We start from the raw sequence: 21810 nt of genomic DNA on the forward strand, positions 1-21810 counted from the left end.
CGGCGATGCCCGCCGTGGCGGGCCGGCGGCGCACCCCACCGGTCGGGGTGATGGTCGGGGTGGCGGCGGCGGTGCTGGCCGGCGTGGTCGGGGCGGCCGGGTGGACCGCCACCCAGCGGGTCGCCGCGATCGACACCGCCAAGCAACCGACCAGCGGCGCATGGATGGGCAAGAGCGTCTCCGGGGGCGTCGGCGTCCCGCTGCGGGAGGCCGCGTTCGAGTTCACCGTCTACCGGCTGGCCTGCGGTGCCGCGAGCCTGCCGGTGACGAAGCCGGGTGACCGGCAGTGCCTGGCCACGATCGGGGTGCGCAACCTCACCCCGGACGAGCAGACCTGGCACGGCCAGTTGCAGCGCGCCTACCTGCCGGGCGGCAACTGGGTGCCGGCCGACGAGGACGCCACCCAGGTGGCCAACCTGGGGCAGGACGTCTTCGCCAAGCCGGTCGCCGCGGGGAGCCGGGTGCTCCTGCCGCTGGTCTTCACCATGCACGGCACCGATCCGCCGAAGCAGTTGGAGCTGCGCAGCGGGGTGTTCTCCGCCGGGGTCCGGGTGGACGTGGCCTGACCGGGGGCCGGGCGGCGGTCGTACCCTGGGGTCCGTGACCGCCGCCCTCGCCCCCGCCCTGGACGTGGCCGACTGGCAGGCCCGGCGCCGGGCCCACGAGGAGCGGGTGGACGCCTGGCTGGCACCGCACCTGGCCCGCCGCCGGTCCGGGGTGAAGCATCCGGTGGAGGACTTCCTCTTCACCTACTACTCGCACCGCCCCGCCCAGCTACGCCGCTGGCACCCGGGCGCGGGGGTGGCGCTGCGCGACGCGGACCCGGCCGAGTTCGGCCCGGACTACGCCGCCACCGCCGCCGGGCTCACCCTCGACACCGATCGGGTACGCGCCCGCCGCGCCGATTCCGTCCGCTGGATCCGTAGGCTGCTCGCGGCGACCGCCGGCCGCCCGGCCCACTTCGGCTGCTTCGGCATGCACGAGTGGGCGATGGTCTACCGGCAGACCCAGGACGAGGTACGCCACAACGCCTGGCCGCTGCGGCTCAGCCCGCAGGCCACCGCCGCGGTGGTCGAGGAGCGGGGCGTTCGGTGCAGCCACTTCGACGCGTTCCGGTTCTTCACCGCCCCGGCCCGGCCACTGAACCTGCTCACCCCGACCCGGGAGAGCCAGCACGCGCTGGAGCAGCCGGGCTGCCTGCACGCCAACATGGACCTCTACAAGTGGGCGTACAAGCTCTCCCCGCTGGTGCCCTCGGAGCTGGTCGCCGACTGTTTCGCGCTGGCCCGGGAGATCCGCGCCCTGGACATGCGGGCCAGCCCGTACGACCTGGCCGACCTGGGCTACCCGCCGGTACGGGTGGAGACGCCGGAGGGCCGGGCCGAGTACGTCACCGCCCAGCGCGGCTTCGCCGAGCGGGCCGCCGTGCTGCGGACCCGGCTGCTCGCCGCACTGGACCGGTCCGCGCCGCCCGCCGACACCGCCTGACCGGAGCGCACCGGCCAGCCGGGCCGCCACCGGGCCGGGTGGCGGGTGGTCGCGGAGCCGGGCCCGCCCGACGAGCGGGCGGGCCCGGGTTCAGGCAGTCAGCCGGCGGTGCAGGTCAGCGGCACCATGATGGGGGTTCCGCTGGCCAGGAAGCCCCAACTGGTCTGCGCGGCCGGGGCCAGGACGCCGTTCCAGCCGGCGTCCCGGGCGGTCACCGAGGTGCCGTCCTGGGTCAGCTCGGCGCCCCACGCCTGGGTGATCCGCTGGCCGTCGGGGAGAGTGAACCGCACCGTCCAGCCGCTGGTCGGGGCGGTGCCGGTGTTGGCGACGGTCACCTCCCCCTGGAAGCCGCCCGGCCACTGTCCGGCGGTCCGGTAGGTGGCCGCGCAGCCGCCGGGCGTCCCGGTCGGGGTGGGCGTCGGTGTGGGGCTGTCGGTCGGGCTCGGGCCGCCGGTCGGCGACGTGGTGGGGGTGGGGGTGGCCCGGCGCAGGGCCGCGGTGAGCGCCGGGTACCAGCGGTCCGACATCTTCTGGTCGCCGGCGGCGTTCGGGTGCACACCGTCGTACGTGTCGGTGGCGGTGTCGAAGCCGGTCCACTGGTCGACCACGACGACCGGGGAGGCGGTCGTGGTCTTTCCCGCCGCCCAGCCGTCGATCGCGGAGTTGAGCGCGACCACCCGCTGGCCGCACTCCGGGCAGCTGCTCGGGTTCATCGGGATGATCTTCGCGACCAGCACGGTGGTCGCCGGGTTGCTGGCCCGCATCTGGTCCACCAGCTTCGAGTACGCGGCCAGGATGGTGGCCGGCGCGATGTTGCTCCACACGTCGTTCGTGCCGAAGTGCATGAGCACGACGTCCGGATGGGTGGCGGCGAGCCAGCCGGGCAGCAGGTTCTGGTTGGCCACGTTGGTCACCAGGTAACCGCCGTGTCCCTCGTTGTCCCCGTCGTACGGCACGCCGCAACCCTGCGGGCCGAGGGTGCCGACGAAGTCGACGTCGGGGTAGCCGGTGGACTGGAGGCGGTTCCAGAGCACCGCCCGCCAGCAGCCCGGCGACCCGGTGATGGAGTCGCCGAGGGGCATGACGCGGACCGGGGTGGTGGCCGCGGCCGCCGGTGGCGCCGTGGAGACGAGGACCGGGCCGACGGCGAGGGCGGGCAGGAGGGCGGCGACCGCGATCAGCGCGGCACGCAGGGGTTTGCGGAGCATGAGGACGGAACTCCTGTCACGTGACGTGGTGGTCGGTGACGGCCCGGTGCTCCCGTACGTATTGAAGTGCTTCGACGTCGCCCGCTCAACCCGGTCCCGCGACGCGGACTCAGCCCCCCGGGTGGCCCCGGTGCCGCGCCCATTCCGGCGCGAGGATCGACATGACGGTGGCGTCCACCCGGTGGTCGCCGTCCCGCAGCACCTGGCGGAGCGTGCCCTCGGCGACGAAGCCGACCTTCTCGTAGACCCGGCGGGCCCGCGGGTTGAACGCGAACACCTCCAGCGCGATCCGGTGCAGGCCGAGCCGCTCGAAGCCGTAGCCGACGATGAGCCGGACCGCCTCGGTGCCCAGGCCCCGGCCCCGCCCGGCCGGGCCGATCAGGGTCCGGAAGTTGCAGGTCTCGTTGCGCGGGTCCCACTCGTTGAGCACCACCTCGCCGACGCACTCCCCGGTGGCCCGGTCCACCACGGCCAGGTCGAGCCGGTCGGTCTGAGCGCCCCGGCTGCCGTACCAGTCGCGGAGCCGGTCCAGGTCGAAGCGTTCCTGGGGCGGGCTGCCGGTCAGCCGGACCACCTCCGGGTCGGCCAGGATGGCCTGGAAGGCGGCGGCGTCGTCGGCGGTGAGCGGACGGAGCAGCACCCGCTCGCCGGTGAGCGTGGGCTTGATCGAGAAGTCGGTCGGCACGCGGCGGATTGTGAGCCGTAGGGAGGCGCCGCCTCAAACCGTTTTCACCGGCCGGCCGGTCGCTTTGTGCCCGATCCCCGGTGCACCCGCCCCGGCGTTGGCAGAGTGAGGTGGTGGGCGACGTCGGTCGAATCCAGTTGGCCGGCGATGAGGGGGGCGTCAGCCGGCTGGAGCTCTTCCTCGACCTGATCTTCGTCTTCGCCTTCCTCAACGTCACCGGGGTGACCGCCGAGCAGCTGAACCCCGCGGGGTTGCCGCGTGGCCTGCTGCTGCTGGTACTGCTCTGGTGGTGCTGGGCACCGTTCGCCTGGCTCGGCAACTCCGTCCGGCTGGACCGGGGCGTCATGCCGGTGGTGATGTTCGGACTGAGTGCGACCCTGTTCGTGATGGCACTGACCGTGCGGGAGGCGTTCCTCGACCGCCCCGGCGGGCTGCCCGGGCCGGTCGTGTTCGCGCTCGGCTACCTGGCCGTCCGGGCCACCGTCCTCGCGGTCGGCACGCTGGCCGGCACCGGTGGGCAGAGCCGCCACCTGTTCCGCCAGGCCTTGCCGCCGGTGCTGGTCGGCACCCTGTTCCTGCTGGCCGCCGCCGTGCTGCCGAACTGGGTCGAGGACCCGGTGGCCCGGGAGTGGATCCGGTACGCGCTGGTCGCCTGCACGGTGCTCGTCGAGTACGGCGCCGCGCTGCTGATCGGGTCGAACCTCTGGCGGATCGGCTCGAGCCGGTACTGGGCGGAGCGGCACGGTCTCATCATCCTGATCGGGTTCGGCGAGACGATCATCTCGGTGGGGCTCAGCCAGGGTGCCGCGATCGCTCAGCCGCTGACCCCGGTGGTGCTGGTCGGGGTGCTGCTCGGGGTGGCGCTGGCCGGCGCCCTCTGGTGGACGTACTTCGACGTGGCCCGGTTCGCGGGAGAGCAGGCTCTGGAGCGGGTTTCCGGGGATCGCCGCAGCCGGCTCGGCCGGGACGCGTACAGCCTGCTGCACCTGCCCATGATGGCCGGTCTGATCCTCGTGGCGCTCGGGCTCAAGAAGGTGCTCGGGGAGCTGCGCGTGCACACCGGGAGCGAGACCACCACGCCGGGCTTCGGGCGGCTGGTGCTCTACGGCGGGGTGGCCCTCTACCTGCTGGGGCTGCTTCTCTTCGAGATCCGTGCGCTGCGCCTGCTGGGTCGCTCGCCGGTGCTGGGTCTCCTGCTGGTGGCGGTGCTCGCCCCGCTCGCCCCGCACCTGCCGGTGCTGATCCAGCTGGCTCTGCTCACCGCGGCGGCGGGCGCGATGGCGCTGGCCGACGTGACCGTCTTCCGGGCGCGGCACCGGCGACTGCACGCGCAGATCGCCCCGGCCCACCGGCACGCCGGGGTCACCCCGAAGGAACTCTTCTTCGACCTGGTCTTCGTCTACGCGTTCCTGCAGGTGGCCGCGTTGATGTCCGACGATCCCACCTGGACCGGCGTGGTCCGGGGGCTGCTCGTGCTCACCATCCTCTGGCTGGCCTGGTGCGGCTACGCCTGGCTGGCCGCCGTGGTCCGCTCGGAGAGTCCCGTGGTGCGCCTGGTCATGGTCCTGGTGGTCGCGTTGACCGCACTGATCGCCCTGGCCAGCCCGCAGGCGTTCACCGGCGCGCTCGGCGGTCTCCCCGGGCCGCTGGTCTTCGTGGCCTGCTACGCGGCCATCCGCCTGCTCCACCTGGCCTCCTTCGGGCTGATGGCCTGGCAGGACCCCTGCTGGCGGAGGCCGCCGGTGGCCACCGCCCTGCCGACCCTGATCGCGCTGGCCCTGCTGCTGGCCGCCGCGCTGATGCCCACGCCGGTCACCGACCTCCACCACCTCACCCCGGTGCAGGTCGGGCTCTGGCTGCTGGCCATCGCGGTCGACTTCGGGGGGAACGCCCGGATCAGTCTGCGCCACCTGCGGATCGGCTCTGCGGAGCACTGGACGGACCGGCACTGCCTGATCATCATCATCGGGCTCGGCGAAGCGGTGATCTCGATGGGCTCCGCGGTGGTCTACACGCCGATCTCGGCCCGTATCGTCGTGGCGGCGTTCCTGGGCACCGCCCTGCTGGCCAGCCTGTGGTGGGTCTACTTCGGCTGGGGCAGCGTGGCGGAGGAACGGGTTCTGGCGACCGCGCGGGGAGAGCGGCGTACCCGGTTGGCCCGCGACGCCTACACCTGGCTGCACCTGCCGATGGTGGCCGGGATCGTGCTGGTCTCGCTCGGCCTGCGCAAGACCATCTCGGTGTTGGGCAGCCGGGGCTTCTTCGAGCTCGGGCCGCCGCCGTACCCGCTGGGCCATCTGGCGCTCTTCGGCGGCGTGCTGCTCTACCTGCTCGGCGACCTGGCGTTCCGGCGGCGGCTGACCGGGCGGTACCCGCCGGCCCGGGTGGTGCGGGCGCTGGTGGTCGCGGCTCTGCTGCCGCTGACCGGGTCGCTTGCGGCGCTGCTCGCGCTGGCCCTGCTCGCCGCGGTCTGCCTGGCCTTCACCGCGTTCGAGGTGATACGCGGCCACGGGCCGGCCCGCACCGGGCCGGTGACCGCCCACTGATGGCGCGGTGGCCGCTCAGTCGCCGTCCACCCGGCGGTCGCGCTTGCGCTGGGACCGGCGCTTCTTCTCGGCCAGCCGGCGTTCCTTGGCGGCGCGCGACGGCCGGGTCGGGCGGCGCGGCTTCGGCGGCGGCGCGACCGCCTCGCGCAGCAGCGCGGCCATCCGTTCGCGGGCCGCCTCCCGGTTGGCCAACTGCGCCCGGTGCTCGCTGGCGGCGACGGTGAGCACGCCGTCGACCAGCCGGTTGGCGAGCCGGTCGAGGGCCCGGGCGCGCAGCGGCTCGGGCACGCTGGGCGAGCCGGCCACGTCGAAGCTGAGCTCCACCCGGGAGTCGGCGGTGTTGACCCCCTGGCCACCGGGGCCGGACGAGCGGGAGAACCGCTCCCGCAGCTCGGCGGCGGGGACCACGAGCCGGTCGGTCACCCGCAGTCCGTCGTCCACGTCCCGAGGCTAGCGCCTCGGGCGGGGACTCGGAGTGGGGGTCACGGTGGCGGTCGGGGTGGGGCCGGGATCGGCCCGGTCGTGGTCGGAACCGGCCGCCGCGTACGCGGCCGCGCCGACCAGCAGCAGGGCGATCACCCCGACCTTGGTGAGGACCGCCCGGACCGCCAGCCAGGCGGTCCGCCGGGCGCCCGGGACGCTGTTACGGATGGTGCGGTAGTCCGACCAGCCGCGTTTCGCGCGGGCGTACGCCGCGCCGACGCCGACGCCGATGACCAGGCCCACCAGGAGGAGGGCCGCGATGACAGCTTGCTCCACCCACGCCAGTATCCATACTCAGCGTAATATTTCCATGGTCCGATGCTTCCACGCCGGATATCCGACAGATCACGCGGCGCCGCCCGCCCCGCGTGGAACTTCCACCGCTCAGCCGCCCCGGCCGATGATGGTGTCGGCGGTCTGCTGGACCTGGTCGATCGGGATGGCGAAGCCGATGCCGATCGAGCCGCTGCCGTCGATGGTGGCGATGGCCGTGTTCACCCCGACCACCTCACCGCGGGCGTTGACCAGTGGTCCACCCGAGTTGCCCGGGTTGATCGAGGCGTCGGTCTGCACCGCGGTGTGCCGGCCGTTGCCGATGCGTACCTGCCGGTTGAGGGCGCTGACGATGCCGGCCGTCACCGTGCCGGCGAGGCCGAGCGGCGAGCCGACCGCCAGCACCGGCTCCCCCACCCGGGTGGAGTTCGGCTTGGCCAGCGGCAGCGGTGGCAGCCCCGCGGACGCGGGCACCTTCAGCACCGCGAGGTCGCTGCTCGGCTCCCGGCCGACCACCTGCGCGGTGAACCGGCGGCCGTCGGAGGTCTCCACGGTCACCGGCCCGGAGCCGCCCCGGGCCAGGATGTGGTCGTTGGTGACGATGTGCTGCTCGTGGTCGATCGCGAAGCCCGAGCCGGTGGCCGAGGCGCCCGAGGTGCCGCCGACCATCACCGAGACCACGCCGGGCACGCTCTTCTCGGCGGCGGTGGTCAGCTCCGCCGGCACCGGCGCGGCGGACGCCGCGGCCGGGCCGGTGGCGTCGCGGCCGGCCACCCAGCTGCCGGCCGCCGCGCCCGAGACGGTGGAGAGGGCCACCACCGCGAGCGCGGTCAGCAGCCGGCCGCGCCACCCGCCACCGCCCGGGCCCCGCTGCGACCCGGGTACGTCCCACCGGCCGCGCCCGTCCGGGTCCAGCTCCGGCGAGACGAACCACGGGCCGCGCGGTTCGCCGAGTCCGGTCTGCACTGCCATACCTGGCTCCTCACGTGTCGTGCCGTCCTGCCGTTGCGGTGCCGCGGTTCAGGGCAGCCGGGAGAACCACCGCAGTGATCCGGCGGCCGCGCCCAGGGCGAAGACCAGCCCCAGGCCGATGAAGCGGGCGGAGACGTCCTGCCGTTCCTTCCGGTAGCCGACCGACGTGCCGATGTCCTCGTAGACGTCGCGCAGTTCGGCGCTGCTGGTCGCCTCGTGGAAGCCGCCCCCGGTCTCCTCGGCCACCGCCTTGAGGGTCTGGCCGTCGACCGGCACCTGGATCGCCCGCCCGCCCCGGTCGACGAAGCCGGACGGCGTGCCGAACGAGATGGCGTGCACCGGGACCTTGGCCGTCACCGCCTGGGCGGCGGCCTCCATCGGATCCATCCCCGAGGTGTTCGCCCCGTCGGACAGGATGATGATCCGGGCCGGCGGCGGGTCCTTGGCGGCCTTGGCGTCCAGGCTCTTCACCGCGCCGAGGGAGGTGCTGATCGCCTCCCCGATGGCGGTGCCCTGAACGCCGGTCACCCCCTCCGCCAGCCGGCCGATCCCCTCGTGCAGGGCGTCCCGGTCGGTGCTCGGCGGCACCAGCACCGCCGCGCTGCCGGCGAAGGCGACCAGGCCCACGTTGAACTCGCCGGGCAGGCCGTCGACGAACCGGCGGGCGGCCCGCTTGGCGGCGGTCAGCCGGTCCGGGTCGACGTCGCTGGCGAGCATGGAGGTGGAGACGTCGACGGCCACCATCACGGTGGCCCGTTCCCGGGGCACCCGCACCTCCGCGCTGGGCCGGGCGAAGCCGACCACCAGCAGCGCGAGCATGGCGAGGAAGAGACCCGCCGGGACGTGCCGGCGCCAGGCCGGCCGCTGCGGCGCGACCCGGTCCAGCAGGCGCAGGTTGGTGAAGCGGACCGCGTACCGGCTCTGCCGGCGCTGCATCGCGAGGTAGCCGACGACGAGCGCGACCACGCCGAGCAGCAGCCACAGCCGGCCGGGCGACTGCCAGGTCACGCCACACCTCCCCGGCTCGCGGCCGGCGCGGCGGCCAGCCGGCGCTGGGCGTGCACGTGCCGCACGATGTCGGCGCTCCAGTCCCGGTCGGTCCGCAGCGCCAGGTGGGTGGTCCCGGACCGGCGCAGCGCCTGACGCACCTGGTCACGCTGGGCGGCGGCGGCCTCCGCGTACCGCTCGCGCAGGTTCCGGTCGCCGGTCCACACCTCGCGGCACCGGCCGCTCTCCGGGTCGACCAGGGTGATCAGGCCGACGTCCGGCAGTTCGAGTTCGCGCGGGTCGGTCACCTCGACGGCGAGCACCTGGTGCCGGACGGCGAGCCGGCGCAGCAGCGCCTCCCAGGGCGGCGCGGCCGCCGGGTCGTCGGGCAGCCCGTCGAGGAAGTCGGAGACCACCACCACCAGGCCCCGCCGGGTGGCCATCCGCTGCACGCCGGCCAGCCCGTCGACGAGCATCGGCGGGCCGGCGACGCCGCCCGGTCGCGGCCCGTCGGGTGGTCGGTCCCGCTCGTACCCGCCGGCCGACGGCGCCAGGCCGCGGCGCGGCGTCGGACCCGCCGAGCGGGAGTCGTCCATCCGCGGCGCGGTGAGCAGGGCGCGCAGCAGGCCGAGCAGGTGGGTGCGGCCGTTCCGGGCCGGGAAGCGGCGCACCCCGTCGGGGGCGAGCACGTACGCGCCGAGGCGGTTGCCGACGCCCGCGGTGAGGAACCCGACCGCCGCCACGGCGGCCACCGCCAGCTCGCGTTTGTCCAGCGTGGCGGTGCCGTACTCCATGCTGGGGCTGGCGTCGACCAGCAGCCAGGTGGTCAGCTCCCGGTCGGCGTCGACCTCCCGGACGTGCGGGACGGTGGTGCGGGCGGTGACCGCCCAGTCCATCCGGCGTACCTCGTCCTCGCCGGGTCGGTACTCCCGGCTGCCGGCCGCCTCGCTGCCCGGCCCCGGCAGCAGGCCCCGGTGCTGGCCGTGCAGCAGCCCGTCGAGCCGGCGGGTGACGGTCAGCTCCAGCCGGCGCAGCCGCTGATCGGGGGTGAGGTCGGCCAGGGTCGGCTCGGGCGGAACGGGTACGGCCGGGCGCCTCATGCCGCCGCCAGGTCGGACACCGGCTCCGGGTGGCCGTGGACGACCCGGGGTGGCGGCACCGCCTCGATCAGCCGGCGGACCACCGCCTCGGCGGAGACGCCGTCGGCCACCGCGTCGAAGGAGAGCACCAGGCGGTGGGCGAGCACGTCGACGGCCAGGTCCCGGACGTCCTCCGGCAGCACGTACTCCCGTCCCCGGATCAGCGCCTGGGCGCGGGCGGCGGCGACCAGGCCGAGGGTGGCCCGGGGGCTCGCCCCGTACGCGAGCAGTGGTGCCACCTCGGGCAGCCCGAAGCGGCCGGGGTCGCGGGTGGCGAGGATGAGCCGGACCACGTATTCGGCCAGGGCGTGGTGGACAAAGACCTGGCCGGCCCGGCGCTGGAGGTCCCGCAGCCGCACCGGGTCGAGCACCTGGCGCGGCGTGGGCCGGTCGGCGCTCATCCGGTAGAGGATGGCCAGTTCGTCGGCGTCGCTCGGGTAGTCGACCACGATCTTCATGAGGAACCGGTCACGCTGCGCCTCGGGCAGTTGGTAGACACCCTCGGACTCGATCGGGTTCTGGGTGGCGAGCACCAGGAACGGCTCGGGTACCGGCCAGCTCCGGCCGCCGATGGAGACCTGCCGCTCGGCCATCGCCTCCAGCAGCGCCGACTGCACCTTCGCCGGGGCGCGGTTGATCTCGTCGGCGAGCACCAGGTTCGCCATGATCGGGCCCAGCTCGACGTCGAAGCTCTCAGTGGAGGCCCGGTAGATCCGGGTGCCGACGATGTCCGAGGGGACCAGGTCGGGGGTGAACTGGATCCGGGAGAAGGTGCCGCCGACGACGGTGGCGAGGGTCTGCGCCGCGAGGGTCTTCGCCACCCCCGGCACCCCCTCGAGGAGGCAGTGCCCGTCGGCGACCAGGGCGGTGAGCAGGCGTTCGACGAGCCGATCCTGCCCGACGATCACGCGTTTGACCTCGAAGAGGGTCTGTTCCAGCTCGACGCCGCTCGCGTCGGCCTCGACCGGGCTGGGCACGCTGGTCAGGGTGTCCGAGATGTCCGTCACGGTGCTTGCTTCCCGTGCCGGTGGTCGGACAAACGTCGGATTATCAGCCCCTCCGCGGCCCATCCCGGGCGGGACCGGGATGATTCCCCCGAGCGGGGCGTAAGGGTACGGTCGACCCAGCGAGACCCAGGTCGGCCCGGACCGTGCCGACCCACGCCGCGGCGGCGGGGGTCGGCACGGCGTGGCGGATCAGTTGCTGATGACCAGGTGGAACGGCCGGTCCGCGGCGGAGCCGGACGAGCTACGGGTCTGCACGAAGACCGCGTTCGGGATCAGGTAGCGGGGCGCGACCGAGGCCTCGCCGCCCGGCGGGACGTTCGCCGAGTCGGCGGTGCCCACGGTGCCCACGTACGCCTTCGCGTGCACGTCGTAGTCCAGCAGGACCTCGTACTGGCCAAGGCCGCAGCAGGTGAACCGCTGGGCGGACTTGACGTTCGCGGAGTGCTGGAGCAGGGTGCCGTTGGCGCTGACCACGGCCCACGCGACGGTGCCGGTGGCGGGGGCGGCGAGCGTGGCGTTCATCGCCGACCTGGCCCGACGCGCGTCGGCCGCGCTCACCGGCGGCTGGGCGGTTGATCCGGGCTGACGGGCCCCGGGCTGGGCGGAGGTGGCCGGAGCCTGCGCCGCCGGCCGGGCCGCCGCGGCGATGCCCCCGCCAGCCAGGGTGAGGGTCAGGACGCCGAGCGCCAGCACCGTCGCCTTGCGTCTGAACAATGTGGCCATGTGGTCCCCCTTGTGTGACCGTGGTGATACGGCGACCCGCGTTCGACGGGGCCGGAAAGCTACCGCAGAAAAGGCCGGGAGCGGACCACTGCGGAACGTCGGGAGTTCCGCTTGCAGCGCACCTGAAATGTCGATCCAACAACATCCCGCACCCGGCTTGAGCTGGGGATACTACGCACAGCTGCGACGTCTCAACCACGTGGAAAGTAGCACCGTTAAATGCGGCCGGTCAATAGCTCGGATTTGCGTTACGGCACTTCTTCGAGCACCCTGGAAATCGTGAAAGGTGAATTGCCGGCCATTCACGAAACCACTTCCGGGGCATCGCGCCGGGTGTCCGGCCGGTACGGTGGCGGCCGTGACCCAGGTGCTGCGCGCGGAGCGGACTGCGGGCCGGGCGGCCCGGGTCGTGACGCTGGCCTGCTGGCTGGCCGTGCTGCCGGCGGCGGCCTGGGCGGCGCTCCGGCTGGCCGGCCTGGAACGCGGGCCGTTGGTACAGGCGGTCGCCTTCACGCCGTACGTCGCCGCCGGGTCCCTGGCACCGCTGGCGCTGGCGCTCGCCCTGCGCCGCCGGGCCCCGGCGGTGGTCGCGGCGGTCGCCGCGCTGGCGCTGCTCGGTGCGGTGGCGCCGCGCGCGGTCCGCTCCGGCCAGCCTTCCGCCGACGGCCCTGCCCTGCGCCTGCTCACCGCCAACCTGCTGCTGGGCAGCGCCGACCCGGCCGCGCTGGTCGACCTGGTCCGCACCCGACGGGTCGACGTGCTGGCCGCGCAGGAAGTCACCCCGGGCATCGCCGCCGAACTGGACCGGCTCGGGCTGGCCACCCTGCTGCCCTACCGGGAGCTGCACCCGGAGCCCGGCGCGACCGGCTCGGCGCTCTACGCGCGCTTCCCGCTCGACGCGACCGGGGCCCGGCGCAACCAGGGCTTCGCCTTTCTCCAGGCGTACGGCACCCTGGCCGTGCCGGGCGCGCCACCCCTGCGGGTGGAGTCGGCGCACCCGGCCTCCCCGTACGCCGTCGCGGTGGTCCCGGACTGGTGGACCGACCTGCGGGCGCAGCCACCGGCCACCCCGCACGGGCAACTCGGCGTGCTGGCCGGCGACTTCAACGCCACCCTCGACCACGCGCCACTGCGCGACCTGATCGCCACCGGTTACGTCGACGCGGCGGACGCGGCCGGCGCGGGACTCGCCGGCACCTGGGGCCCGTACGACGGCGACCGGATCCCGCCGGTCACGATCGACCACGTGCTGGCCGACCGGCGCATCGCGGTCCGCGCGGTCGAGGTGCACCCGCTGCCCGGCAGCGACCACCGCGCCGTCCTCGCCGACCTGCGCCTGCCGGCCGGCTGACCCGCGTCAACCGGCCGACCGGCGTTAAGAGGGGACCCGTGCTCTACCGGAGGCGTTAAGAGAGGACCCCTCCTCACACCCGGGCCCGGTCGAGGCCGTAGGTGAGCGCGTCGACCAGTGCGTGCCAGGACGCCTCGACCACGTTCGGGTGCACGCCGACCGTGGTCCAGTCGCGGCCCGTGCCGGCGGTCTCCACCAGCACCCGGGTGACCGCGCCGGTGCCGTGGCTGCCCTCCAGGATGCGGACCTTGTAGTCGGCCAGCTCGAAGTCGCGCAGCTCCGGGTAGTGCCGGGCCAGCGCCGTACGCAGCGCCTCGTCCAGCGCGTTGACCGGGCCGTTCCCCTCGGCGGTGGCGATCACCCGCTCGCCGCGTACCCGGATCTTGACGGTGGCCTCGGAGACCACCGCGCCGTCCTCGCGGTGCTCCACGATCACCCGGTACGACTCGAGGGTGAACGGGCGCGGCACGGCGCGGTCCGGCAGCTCGCCGCGCACCAGCAGCTCGAACGAGGCGTCGGCGGCCTCGAAGGACCAGCCGCCGGCCTCCAGCTCCTTCACCAGCTTGGTGACCGTGGCGAGCGCCTCCGGATGGCCGGCCAGGTCCAGACCGAGCTCGCGGCTCTTGAGCTCGATGCTGGCCCGGCCGGCCATCTCGGTCACCAGGATCCGCATGTCGTTGCCCACCACCGACGGGTCCACGTGGTTGTAGAGCAACGGGTCGACCTTGATCGCGCTCGCGTGCAGTCCCGCCTTGTGGGCGAAGGCCGCGGCCCCGACGTACGCCTGGTGGGTGTCGGGGGCGATGTTGGCGATCTCGGCGATGGCGTGCGAGACCCGCACCATCTGTTCCAGGCAGCCCTCCGGTAGGACCGGCAGCCCGAGCTTGAGCTGGAGGTTGGCGACGATCGCGAAGATGTCCGCGTTGCCGGGGCGCTCGCCGTACCCGTTGGCGGTGCCCTGGAAGTGCTGGACGCCGGCCTCGACGGCGGCGATGGTGTTGGCCACCGCGCAGGCGGTGTCGTTCTGGCAGTGGATGCCGAGCAGTTCCGGGGCCACCCCGGTGCGCGCGGTGACGTCGGCGATGACGGCGGTGACCTGCGACGGCAGCATCCCGCCGTTGGTGTCGCAGAGCACGAACCGCTCCGCCCCGGCGGCGAGCGCCGTCTCCAGCACCGCGGCGGTGTACGCCGGGTCGTGGCGGTAGCCGTCGAAGAAGTGCTCCCCGTCGACGAAGACCCGCCGCCCGTGGGCGACCAGGTGGGCCACGGTGTCCCGGATCATCGCCAGGTTCTCCTCGGCGGTGGTCCGCAGCGCCCGCTCGACGTGCCGCAGGTCCGCCTTGGCGACCAGGGCCACGGCCGGGGTCTCCGCGTCGAGCAGCCCGCGTACCTGGGGGTCGGCCTCGACCGCCAGCCCGGCCTTGCGGGTCGCGCCGAAGGCGACCAGGATCGCGTGCTTCAGGTCCAGCTCGGTGCGGGCGCGCCGGAAGAATTCGGTGTCCTTCGGCACCGCGCCCGGCCACCCGCCCTCGATGAAGCCGACCCCGAGGTCGTCGAGCAGGCGGGCCACCGCCAGCTTGTCGACCACCGAGTAGCTGAGCCCCTCGCGCTGCGCGCCGTCGCGCAGCGTCGTGTCGTACACCTGGAAGGTCATGGGAGTCCTCTTCTCGAGCCTGAGGGGGAGCAACAAAAAGACCCCCCGCGGGTGCGGGAGGTCTGCGCGCTCGGCGAGGGGGAGGCCGGCGCGCTAGGTGCCAATAATCAGGACGGAGCTGGTCACGTTCCGTACTCTGCCACCTCGACCTCCTTTTGGGAGGCAAAATCCACATGCCGAGATGATCACGCTGGGTGGTCATGGCCGCCGGGTGGGCAGGCTCGGCGCGGGAGCGCGTCGCCGGTGATCGACTTCACAAGTGATCAACCCGCCGAGCGGCGGAAACCCCACTGCGGCAATATCTGGAACCGATCCAGTTACCGGCCTCGCGCCGCTGACAAGCCGCTGTCAAGGAGGACCTGTGCTCACTGTCGGTGACCGCTTCCCCGAGTACGAACTCACCGCCTGCGTGTCGCTGGACGCCGAGAAGGCGTTCGAGACGATCAACCACAAGTCCTACGAGGGCAAGTGGCGCGTGGTCTTCTTCTGGCCGAAGGACTTCACCTTCATCTGCCCCACCGAGATCGCCGAGTTCGGCCGGCTCAACGCGGAGTTCGCCGACCGGGACGCCCAGGTGCTCGGCGTCTCCGTCGACAACGAGTTCGTCCACTACGCCTGGCGCAAGGACCACCCGGACCTGCGCGAGCTGCCCTTCCCGATGCTCAGCGACATCAAGCGCGAGCTGACCGCCGCCTGCGGCGTGCTCGGCGAGGACGGCGTCGCCCAGCGGGCCACCTTCATCGTCGACCCGAACAACGAGATCCAGTTCGTCATGGTCACCGCCGGCTCGGTCGGCCGGAACGTGTCCGAGGTGCTGCGGGTGCTGGACGCGCTGCAGACCGACGAGCTCTGCCCGTGCAACTGGAAGTCCGGCGCCGCCACCCTGGACGCCACCGCGCTGCTCGCCGGCGCCGGGGCCTGACCCATGGGCCTGGACGCGGTCAAGGCGGCTCTGCCGGAGTACGCCAAGGACATCAAGCTCAACCTCGGCTCCACGATCAGCACCTCGACGCTGAAGCCCGAGCAGGCCTGGGGCACCGCCCTGGCCTGCGCGGTCGCCGCGCGCAACCCGGTGGTGCTGCGGGAGATCGCCGCCGAGGCCGCCGGCCAGCTCACCCCGGAGGCGGTCGAGGCGGCCAAGGGCGCGGCCACGATCATGGCGATGAACAACGTCTACTACCGGGCCAAGCACCTGATCGGCGACGAGCAGTACGCCTCGATTCCGGCCCGGCTGCGGATGCAGATCATCGCCCGACCGGGAGTGGAGAAGGCCGACTTCGAGCTCTGGTGCCTCGCCGTCTCGGCGATCACCGGCTGCGGCGTCTGCCTGGAGTCGCACGAGAAGACCCTGCGTGCGGCCGGGTTCAGCCGCGAGCAGGTGCACGAGGGGCTGCGCATCGCCGCCGTGGTGCACGCCGCGGCCGTGGCGCTGGACGCGGAGGCCGCCCTGGCCTGAGTCACAGGTGTACCGATCTCCGCACCGGGTACGAAAGGGTCCGACAGGCAACATCCCCCGAGAAAGTCGAGAAAGGGAGTGTGGACGCCATGGAGCGGCTCGACCCTCGAACGACCCACGGGACGCCGGACCCGCTGACCCAGGGTGGTCAGGGCGCCTTCGCGGGCGGCGCGCCCGCCGGGCGTTTCGATCCGTGGAGCTACCGGGACGAGGCCGGGGTGACCGGCATCGACCTGGTCGGCTACAAGGTGGAGGCGACGGACGGCGGTATCGGCAAGGTGGACCGGGCCAGCCACGAGGTGAACTCCAGTTACCTGGTGGTGGACACCGGCCCGTGGATCTTCGGCAAGAAGGTCATGCTGCCGGCCGGCACCGTCAACCACGTCGACCACGACGAGCGGAAGGTTTTCGTCGACCGGAGCAAGGACCAGATCAAGGCCGCACCCGAGTACGACGAGAGCACCGACACGGATCCGGCGTACCGGGAGAAGCTCGGCGGGTACTACGACGACACCTATTCGTCGATCCCGCCGGGTACCGCCCGGTAAGGAGAACACCTGCCCAGGCGGCCGGCGGGGCACCTCGGTGCCCCGCCGGCCGCTACCGTGTCAGGCGTGGACGCCACGGAGACCCCCCGCCGAAACCCCTTCCCCGCCCTGTTCAACTTCCGCGACGTCGGCGGCCTGACCGGGCACGACGGGCGTCGCGTCCGCCGGGGCCGGCTCTACCGCTCCGACTCGCTGCACCGCATCGACGAGACCGACCGGGCGGCGTTCACCGCGCTCGGCATCCGCACCGTCATCGACCTGCGCCGTCCCACCGAGGTGGCCCGCGACGGCCGGGTGCCGGCGTACGACGGCCTCACCTACCGGCACATCCACCCGGAGCACGAGGACTGGGCCACGGTCCCGTACGCCCCGGAGGAGGACCTGGCCCGCTGGCTCGCCGACCGGTACGCCGGCCTGGCGCAGACCGGCACCGCCGGGCTGGCCGAGGCGGTCGGGCTCATCGCGGACAGCGCCAACGCGCCGGTGGTGGTGCACTGCGTCGCCGGCAAGGACCGCACCGGCGTGGTCTGCGCGCTCACCCTCGCGGTGCTCGGCGTGGCCGACGCCGACATCGCCGCCGACTACGCGCTCAGCACGGTGGCGTCCGAGCGGTTCAGCGCCTGGGTGGCCGCCACGCTGCCCGAGGTGGCGCAGCCACCCCGCCCCTACCTCGCCTCCCCGGCCGGGGCGATGACGCTCTTCCTCGACGAGCTGCGCGCGGGTTACGGCTCGGCCGAGGGCTACCTCCGCCATGCCGGGGTCACCGACACGCAGCTCGACGCGCTCCGCGCTCACCTCCTGGACTGACCGGCACCGCCTTCCGTACACCGGCGGCGCGGCGTCCGTCCTCGGCTGCCGCGCGGGCCGGGACCGGGCCTCGCAGTCCCTTTGGAGCTGATGTCGCAGACGACTCACCGAGCCGCGCTCCGGCGCCGAGCACGCCGGACCAGCTGCCGCCACCGGCAACCGTGTGAGTCATTGGCGACATCAGCTCGACAGGGAGTGCCGAGTCGGCCCGCCACCGCCGGCGGGCAGTTGCGGCGCGGCTTCCGGCACCGCCCATCCGGCCGGCGACGGTGCCGGGCGGAAAGCGCGACGGCCGGCACCGCGCGGGTGCCGGCCGTCGAGGAGTAGGAGGGTCAGAGCACCCGCTGCACCCAGCCGTGCCGGTCCTCGGCCCGGCCGCGCTGGATGTCCACCAGCTGCTGCCGCAGCGCCATCGTGGACCGGCCCGGCTCGCCGCCGCCGATCAGGAACTCGCCGTCCGGGAAGCGCACCCCACCGATCGGGGTGATCACCGCGGCGGTGCCGCAGGCGAAGACCTCGCGGAGCCGCCCGCTGGCCGCGTCCGCCTGCCAGTCGGCGAAGCTGACCGGCCGCTCCTCCACCCGGTGCCCGGCCTCGGCGGCCAGGGTGAGGATCGCGTCCCGGGTGATGCCCGGCAGGATGGTGCCGGTCAGCGGCGGAGTGACCAGGGTGTTGTCGTCGTAGACGAAGAAGACGTTCATGCCGCCCAGCTCGTCGACGAACCGGCGCTCCACCGCGTCCAGGAAGACCACCTGGTCGCACCCGGCCTCGATGGCCTCGGCCTGCGCGGCCAGCGAGGTGGCGTAGTTGCCGCCGCACTTCGCCGCGCCGGTGCCGCCCGGGGCGGCCCGGGTGTAGTCCGGGGAGACCCAGACGGTCACCGGCTTGACCCCGCCGGCGAAGTACGCGCCGGCCGGCGAGGCGATGACGCAGTAGAGGTACTCGTTGGCCGGGCGGACGCCGAGGAACACCTCGCTGGCGAACATGAACGGGCGCAGGTAGAGGCTGGCGTCCTCGTGCTCGGGGATCCAGTCCTGGTCGATCTCGACCAGCCGGCGCAGCGACTCCACGAACGTCTCCGGCGGCAGCTCGGGCATGGCCATCCGCTTGGCCGAGGCGACGAAGCGGGCCGCGTTCGCCTCCGGGCGGAACATGGTGACCGCGCCGTCGCCGGTCCGGTAGGCCTTCAACCCCTCGAAGATCTCCTGCGCGTAGTGCAGGACCGCGGCGGCCGGGTCCATCGGGATCGGCGCACGGGCCTCCACCCGGGCGTCGTACCAGCCCTTCCCCTCGGCGTACCGGATCGTCACCATGTGGTCGGTGAACACCCGACCGAACCCGGGATTCGCCAGCAGGGCGGCCCGGTCGGCGGCGGATACCGGCGCGGGATTCGGACGGATCTCGAAATCGAGCTTGTCACCACCGCTCATCGCGCTGACCTCCCTGCGGGTCCCACGGCATGCGGGATCGCACGCCGACGTCTCTGGTGCCAGAAACTTACCCCGAACGGTCGTTCAGCGGATAGCTCCGCCCCGACAGATCGAGACCACCGGATGGCGCTGCGGCCGGCCGGCGGCGCGGTCCCGGGACACGGGTCCGGCGGCCCGTACCCGGGCCTTCCACGGCCCGGGTCAGGCTACGGCGTACCCGGCGAGCCGGTCGCCGACCTCCTCGGTGCGCAGCGGGGCCCCCGGCGTCCGGCCGGCCAGCTCGGTGGCGACGGCGGCGGTGACCCGGGCGGCGGCCTCGACGTGCCCGAGCTGGTCGAGCAGGAGCGCGGCGGAGAGCACGGCCGCGACCGGGTCGGCGACGCCCTTGCCGGCGATGTCCGGCGCGGAGCCGTGCACCGGCTCGAACATCGACGGGTAGCGCCCCTCCGGGTTGATGGAACCGCTGGCGGCCAAGCCGATGCCACCGGTCACCGCGGCGGCGATGTCGGTGAGGATGTCGCCGAAGAGGTTGTCGGTGACCACCACGTCGTACCGCTGCGGGTTGGTCACGAGGAACATCGCGGCGGCGTCGACGTGCTGATATTCGGTGGTCACGTCGGGGTGCTCGGCGGCGACCGCCTCGAAGGCGCGCGCCCACAGCGAGCCGGCGTGGGTCAGCACGTTGGTCTTGTGCACCAGGGTCACCTTGCGCCGCTCTCGGCGGCGGGCCCGGGCGAAGGCGTCCCGGATCACCCGCTCCACGCCGTGCCGGGTGTTCAGGCTCTCCTCGGTGGCCACCTCGGCCGGGGTGTTCCGGTGCAGCGAGCCGCCGGCGCCGGCGTACAGGCCCTCGGTGCCCTCGCGGACCACGACCAGGTCGACCTCGCCCGGCTTCACCGCGGCCAGCGGGCCGGCGATGCCCGGCCAGAGCCGGGACGGGCGGAGGTTGACGTACTGGTCGAAGGCGAACCGGAGCTTGAGCAGCAGGCCCCGCTCCAGCACGCCCGGCGGCACGGTCGGGTCGCCGACCGCGCCGAGCAGGATGGCGTCGTGCCCGGCCAGCTCGTCGAGGACGGAGTCGGGCAGCACCTCGCCGGTGCGGTGGTACCGGGCCGCGCCGAGGTCGTACCCGGTGGCCTCCACCCCGGGGAGCACGGCGTCGATGACCTTGCGGGCCTGGCCGACCACCTCGGGTCCGATCCCGTCCCCGGCCACCACCGCGATCCGTGCCACCTGGCGCTCCTCACCTCGTCGTTCTGCGCAACGGTACGTCGCCGTCCCGGTTCCCGGTACGCGTCTTCCACCATTCGGGAAGCTGGAACACACAGGATGCTTTCAGGTGTCATTCATGGGGCGATCAACTCCAGCCCCTAGGGTCAGGTGCGAGCGGGTCGACGGGGGCCCGGGACCGGCTTCGCCGCGACGCTGCGGCGTCGCCAGCGAGGAGCGGGTGCCATGCGGATCGACGAGCAGCGACGGGCGGCCTGGCCGAACGAGCAGCCCCGGACCCGGTGGATCGACCAGTCCGCCTTCGTCCACCGCCGCCCCGACCTGCGTCTCGGCGCCCGCAGCCACCGGCTGGACCGGACCGGCGCCGCGGTCGCCGACCGGATCAGCGTCCAGCACACCGTCCGCACCTCCACCGCCGAGTACACGCTGCTGCTCAACGCCCCCGAGTGGCTCGGCCGACGCGGGGTCGGGGAGGCGCTGCGCGACGCGGTCGCCGAGCTGCGCGCCGTCGACCTCACCTACGGCCCGAACCGGCCGGACAGCCTGGTCTCCAAGCTGCGGCGGGGGGAGATCAGCCCCGAGTCGTATCCCCCGCTGGCCGACCTGGTGGACCGCTGCGCCGCCATGCGGGCGGCCACCGACGGCTGGTTCGACGCCTGGGCGGTGCCCGGCGGCTTCGACCCGGGCGGCCTGCTCGGTGGCTGGGCGGTGGAGCGGGCCGCGGCCCGGCTGCGCGCCGCCGGCGTGCACGACTACGCGGTGCTCTGCGGCGCCGACCTGACCGTACGCGGCCACGCCGCGCACGGCGGCCCGTGGCGGGTGGCCGTGCACCACCCCACGGACGCCCGCCGGGCGCCGCTGATGCTGGAGATGACCGCCGGCGCGGTGGGCACCTCAGGGGTGACCGGGCGCCGGGGCCATGTGGTGGACCCGCACACCGGCGAGCCGGCCGACCAGCTCGTCTCCGCCACGGTGGTGGGGCCGGATCTCGCGGTCGCCGACGCCTACGCCACCGCGCTCTACGCGGCCGGGCCGGCCGGGCTGGCCTGGTTCCGCACCGGCTCGGACTACCGGGCGCTCTTCACCCACCGTCGACGCTGAGCGCCGGGCCCTCCGCCGCCCCGCCTTCGCATCCGGGACGCGGTCCGCGATCGGCCCCCACGGTCTCGGCAACGACCGTGGGGGCCGGTCAGCGACGAGTGCGCGTGGCTCGCGCATTCGAGGGGTGCGGACTGGTGGGCCGGACGAACGACCGCGCCACCCGAAGACGGGCCGGAGTCTCAACTCAGCCAGTGACCGCACCGGTACGCTAGCGAATCGACGCAACTCGACGCAAGAGTCTCCACAGCGGACCGCCGCCGCGGCTCGATCGGTCGACACGCGGTCAACCTGCGGTGGGGCAGGGGTGACGGCGCGGAGCGGGGATGGCACGCTGTCCGCCGTGAGTTTCGATCTGAGTGTGTGGGCCCTCCCACCCGGGGCCACGCCCGACGACGTCCGGGCGGCGGTGCAGCGGTGCCGCGAGGGACGGCACGGCGAGCGGCACCCCGACCCGCGGGTGGTCGGCTTCTACCGGGCGATCACCGGCGCCTATCCGGACCGCCCGGCCGGCCCGGGCAGCCCCTGGGAGGTCGCCCCGCTGCACACGGCCGCCGATCACGTGGCGATGCACCTGCTGCCCACCTGCGAGGACCAGGTGCTGCTCGACATCGAGCGGCTGGCCGGCGAGCACGACCTGATGCTCTTCGACCCGCAGGACGGCTCGGTCTACGCGCCACCGGCCCGCGTCGCCCCCTGACCGCGGAAGACGAAGGGCCCGGCCG

The 21810-nt window shown here is 73.7% G+C and carries 21 protein-coding genes and 1 pseudogene; 10 read left to right on the forward strand and 12 right to left on the reverse strand.

From position 1 onward, the window contains the following. Nucleotides 1-566, forward strand: a pseudogene (locus tag EFE23_RS05820) (hypothetical protein); the annotation flags it as partial. Nucleotides 567-600: 34 nt separating this feature from the next. Further along, the gene (locus tag EFE23_RS05825) at nt 601-1488 is read left to right on the forward strand and encodes a 3-methyladenine DNA glycosylase (RefSeq protein ID WP_123239855.1); all 888 of its coding nucleotides are present in this window, start codon (nt 601-603) and stop codon (nt 1486-1488) included. A 98-nt stretch (nt 1489-1586) separates the two neighbouring features. On the opposite strand, the gene EFE23_RS05830 is transcribed toward EFE23_RS05825, so the two are convergent. Together EFE23_RS05830 and EFE23_RS05835 are read right to left on the reverse strand one after the other, a co-directional pair. Further along, nucleotides 1587-2696 carry a cellulose binding domain-containing protein gene (locus tag EFE23_RS05830; RefSeq protein WP_123239856.1) on the reverse strand — a complete coding sequence of 370 codons (1110 nt, stop codon included), beginning with the start codon at nt 2694-2696 and terminating at the stop codon, nt 1587-1589. Nucleotides 2697-2805: 109 nt separating this feature from the next. Beyond that, nucleotides 2806-3381 (reverse strand): GNAT family N-acetyltransferase, encoded by a 576-nt coding sequence (locus tag EFE23_RS05835; RefSeq protein WP_233600887.1) that lies wholly within the window; start codon nt 3379-3381, stop codon nt 2806-2808. Between the two features lie 113 nt (nt 3382-3494). On the opposite strand from EFE23_RS05835, the gene EFE23_RS05840 reads away from it, so the two are divergent. Then, entirely contained in the window at nt 3495-5927 is a 2433-nt protein-coding gene (locus EFE23_RS05840) for a low temperature requirement protein A (RefSeq protein WP_158675837.1), read from the forward strand. A gap of 15 nt (nt 5928-5942) precedes the next feature. Here the strand turns inward: EFE23_RS05840 and arfB are convergent, their stop codons facing one another. The 7 genes from arfB to EFE23_RS05875 all read right to left on the reverse strand — a co-directional run bounded on the left by arfB (nt 5943) and on the right by EFE23_RS05875 (nt 11511). Further along, nucleotides 5943-6368: an alternative ribosome rescue aminoacyl-tRNA hydrolase ArfB gene (arfB, locus tag EFE23_RS05845; RefSeq protein WP_123239859.1), complete on the reverse strand. Its 426-nt coding sequence runs from the start codon at nt 6366-6368 to the stop codon at nt 5943-5945. A 9-nt stretch (nt 6369-6377) separates the two neighbouring features. Next, complete coding sequence (locus EFE23_RS05850) at nt 6378-6686, reverse strand: hypothetical protein (RefSeq protein ID WP_123239860.1); 309 nt, start codon at nt 6684-6686, stop codon at nt 6378-6380. Nucleotides 6687-6794: 108 nt separating this feature from the next. Next, the gene (locus EFE23_RS05855) at nt 6795-7655 is read right to left on the reverse strand and encodes a S1C family serine protease (protein WP_123239861.1); all 861 of its coding nucleotides are present in this window, start codon (nt 7653-7655) and stop codon (nt 6795-6797) included. Between the two features lie 48 nt (nt 7656-7703). Further along, a complete protein-coding gene (locus EFE23_RS05860; RefSeq protein WP_123239862.1) occupies nt 7704-8663 on the reverse strand; it encodes a VWA domain-containing protein in 960 nt (319 codons plus the stop codon). Further along, the gene (locus EFE23_RS05865) at nt 8660-9742 is read right to left on the reverse strand and encodes a DUF58 domain-containing protein (protein WP_123239863.1); all 1083 of its coding nucleotides are present in this window, start codon (nt 9740-9742) and stop codon (nt 8660-8662) included. Before EFE23_RS05865 ends, EFE23_RS05860 begins: the two co-directional genes overlap by 4 nt. Beyond that, nucleotides 9739-10788: an AAA family ATPase gene (locus EFE23_RS05870; RefSeq protein ID WP_123239864.1), complete on the reverse strand. Its 1050-nt coding sequence runs from the start codon at nt 10786-10788 to the stop codon at nt 9739-9741. Before EFE23_RS05870 ends, EFE23_RS05865 begins: the two co-directional genes overlap by 4 nt. Before the next feature lie 189 nt (nt 10789-10977). Beyond that, a complete protein-coding gene (locus EFE23_RS05875) occupies nt 10978-11511 on the reverse strand; it encodes a hypothetical protein (protein WP_123239865.1) in 534 nt (177 codons plus the stop codon). 415 nt (nt 11512-11926) lie between these two features. Between EFE23_RS05875 and EFE23_RS05880 the strand changes: the two genes are divergently transcribed. Next, complete coding sequence (locus EFE23_RS05880; protein WP_123239931.1) at nt 11927-12862, forward strand: endonuclease/exonuclease/phosphatase family protein; 936 nt, start codon at nt 11927-11929, stop codon at nt 12860-12862. Between the two features lie 73 nt (nt 12863-12935). Here the strand turns inward: EFE23_RS05880 and cimA are convergent, their stop codons facing one another. After that, nucleotides 12936-14516, reverse strand: coding sequence for a citramalate synthase (gene cimA / locus EFE23_RS05885; RefSeq protein ID WP_123239866.1), 1581 nt, complete (start codon nt 14514-14516; stop codon nt 12936-12938). Nucleotides 14517-14877: 361 nt separating this feature from the next. Between cimA and EFE23_RS05890 the strand changes: the two genes are divergently transcribed. From EFE23_RS05890 to EFE23_RS05905, 4 genes are all read left to right on the forward strand, one after another. Then, nucleotides 14878-15438 carry a peroxiredoxin gene (locus EFE23_RS05890; RefSeq protein WP_123239867.1) on the forward strand — a complete coding sequence of 187 codons (561 nt, stop codon included), beginning with the start codon at nt 14878-14880 and terminating at the stop codon, nt 15436-15438. A 3-nt stretch (nt 15439-15441) separates the two neighbouring features. After that, nucleotides 15442-15972 carry an alkylhydroperoxidase, AhpD family gene (gene ahpD / locus EFE23_RS05895; RefSeq protein ID WP_123239868.1) on the forward strand — a complete coding sequence of 177 codons (531 nt, stop codon included), beginning with the start codon at nt 15442-15444 and terminating at the stop codon, nt 15970-15972. A gap of 89 nt (nt 15973-16061) precedes the next feature. Next, complete coding sequence (locus EFE23_RS05900; RefSeq protein WP_123239869.1) at nt 16062-16520, forward strand: PRC-barrel domain-containing protein; 459 nt, start codon at nt 16062-16064, stop codon at nt 16518-16520. Between the two features lie 57 nt (nt 16521-16577). Next, nucleotides 16578-17327: a tyrosine-protein phosphatase gene (locus EFE23_RS05905; RefSeq protein WP_123239870.1), complete on the forward strand. Its 750-nt coding sequence runs from the start codon at nt 16578-16580 to the stop codon at nt 17325-17327. A 332-nt stretch (nt 17328-17659) separates the two neighbouring features. Here EFE23_RS05905 and EFE23_RS05910 read toward each other — a convergent pair whose 3' ends face one another. Further along, nucleotides 17660-18757: a branched-chain amino acid aminotransferase gene (locus EFE23_RS05910; protein WP_123239871.1), complete on the reverse strand. Its 1098-nt coding sequence runs from the start codon at nt 18755-18757 to the stop codon at nt 17660-17662. Nucleotides 18758-18958: 201 nt separating this feature from the next. After that, nucleotides 18959-19990 carry a 3-isopropylmalate dehydrogenase gene (locus EFE23_RS05915; protein ID WP_123239872.1) on the reverse strand — a complete coding sequence of 344 codons (1032 nt, stop codon included), beginning with the start codon at nt 19988-19990 and terminating at the stop codon, nt 18959-18961. Nucleotides 19991-20212: 222 nt separating this feature from the next. Between EFE23_RS05915 and EFE23_RS05920 the strand changes: the two genes are divergently transcribed. Together EFE23_RS05920 and EFE23_RS05925 are read left to right on the forward strand one after the other, a co-directional pair. Continuing rightward, a complete protein-coding gene (locus EFE23_RS05920; RefSeq protein ID WP_123239873.1) occupies nt 20213-21088 on the forward strand; it encodes an FAD:protein FMN transferase in 876 nt (291 codons plus the stop codon). A 340-nt stretch (nt 21089-21428) separates the two neighbouring features. Next, nucleotides 21429-21785 (forward strand): hypothetical protein, encoded by a 357-nt coding sequence (locus EFE23_RS05925; RefSeq protein ID WP_199736941.1) that lies wholly within the window; start codon nt 21429-21431, stop codon nt 21783-21785. Nucleotides 21786-21810: the final 25 nt, after the last annotated feature.

Source organism: Micromonospora solifontis, from assembly GCF_003725545.1.
Lineage (GTDB): Bacteria > Actinomycetota > Actinomycetes > Mycobacteriales > Micromonosporaceae > Micromonospora > Micromonospora solifontis.

Excerpts from the sequence above, each read along its gene's own strand:
- EFE23_RS05830 (WP_123239856.1), bottom strand. The coding sequence starts at position 2,696 with ATGCTCCGCAAACCCCTGCGTGCCGCGCTGATCGCGGTCGCCGCCCTC.
- EFE23_RS05855 (WP_123239861.1), bottom strand. The coding sequence starts at position 7,655 with ATGGCAGTGCAGACCGGACTCGGCGAACCGCGCGGCCCGTGGTTCGTC.
- EFE23_RS05865 (WP_123239863.1), bottom strand. The coding sequence starts at position 9,742 with ATGAGGCGCCCGGCCGTACCCGTTCCGCCCGAGCCGACCCTGGCCGAC.
- EFE23_RS05875 (WP_123239865.1), bottom strand. The coding sequence starts at position 11,511 with ATGGCCACATTGTTCAGACGCAAGGCGACGGTGCTGGCGCTCGGCGTC.
- cimA (WP_123239866.1), bottom strand. The coding sequence starts at position 14,516 with ATGACCTTCCAGGTGTACGACACGACGCTGCGCGACGGCGCGCAGCGC.
- ahpD (WP_123239868.1), top strand. The coding sequence starts at position 15,442 with ATGGGCCTGGACGCGGTCAAGGCGGCTCTGCCGGAGTACGCCAAGGAC.
- EFE23_RS05900 (WP_123239869.1), top strand. The coding sequence starts at position 16,062 with ATGGAGCGGCTCGACCCTCGAACGACCCACGGGACGCCGGACCCGCTG.
- EFE23_RS05910 (WP_123239871.1), bottom strand. The coding sequence starts at position 18,757 with ATGAGCGGTGGTGACAAGCTCGATTTCGAGATCCGTCCGAATCCCGCG.
- EFE23_RS05920 (WP_123239873.1), top strand. The coding sequence starts at position 20,213 with ATGCGGATCGACGAGCAGCGACGGGCGGCCTGGCCGAACGAGCAGCCC.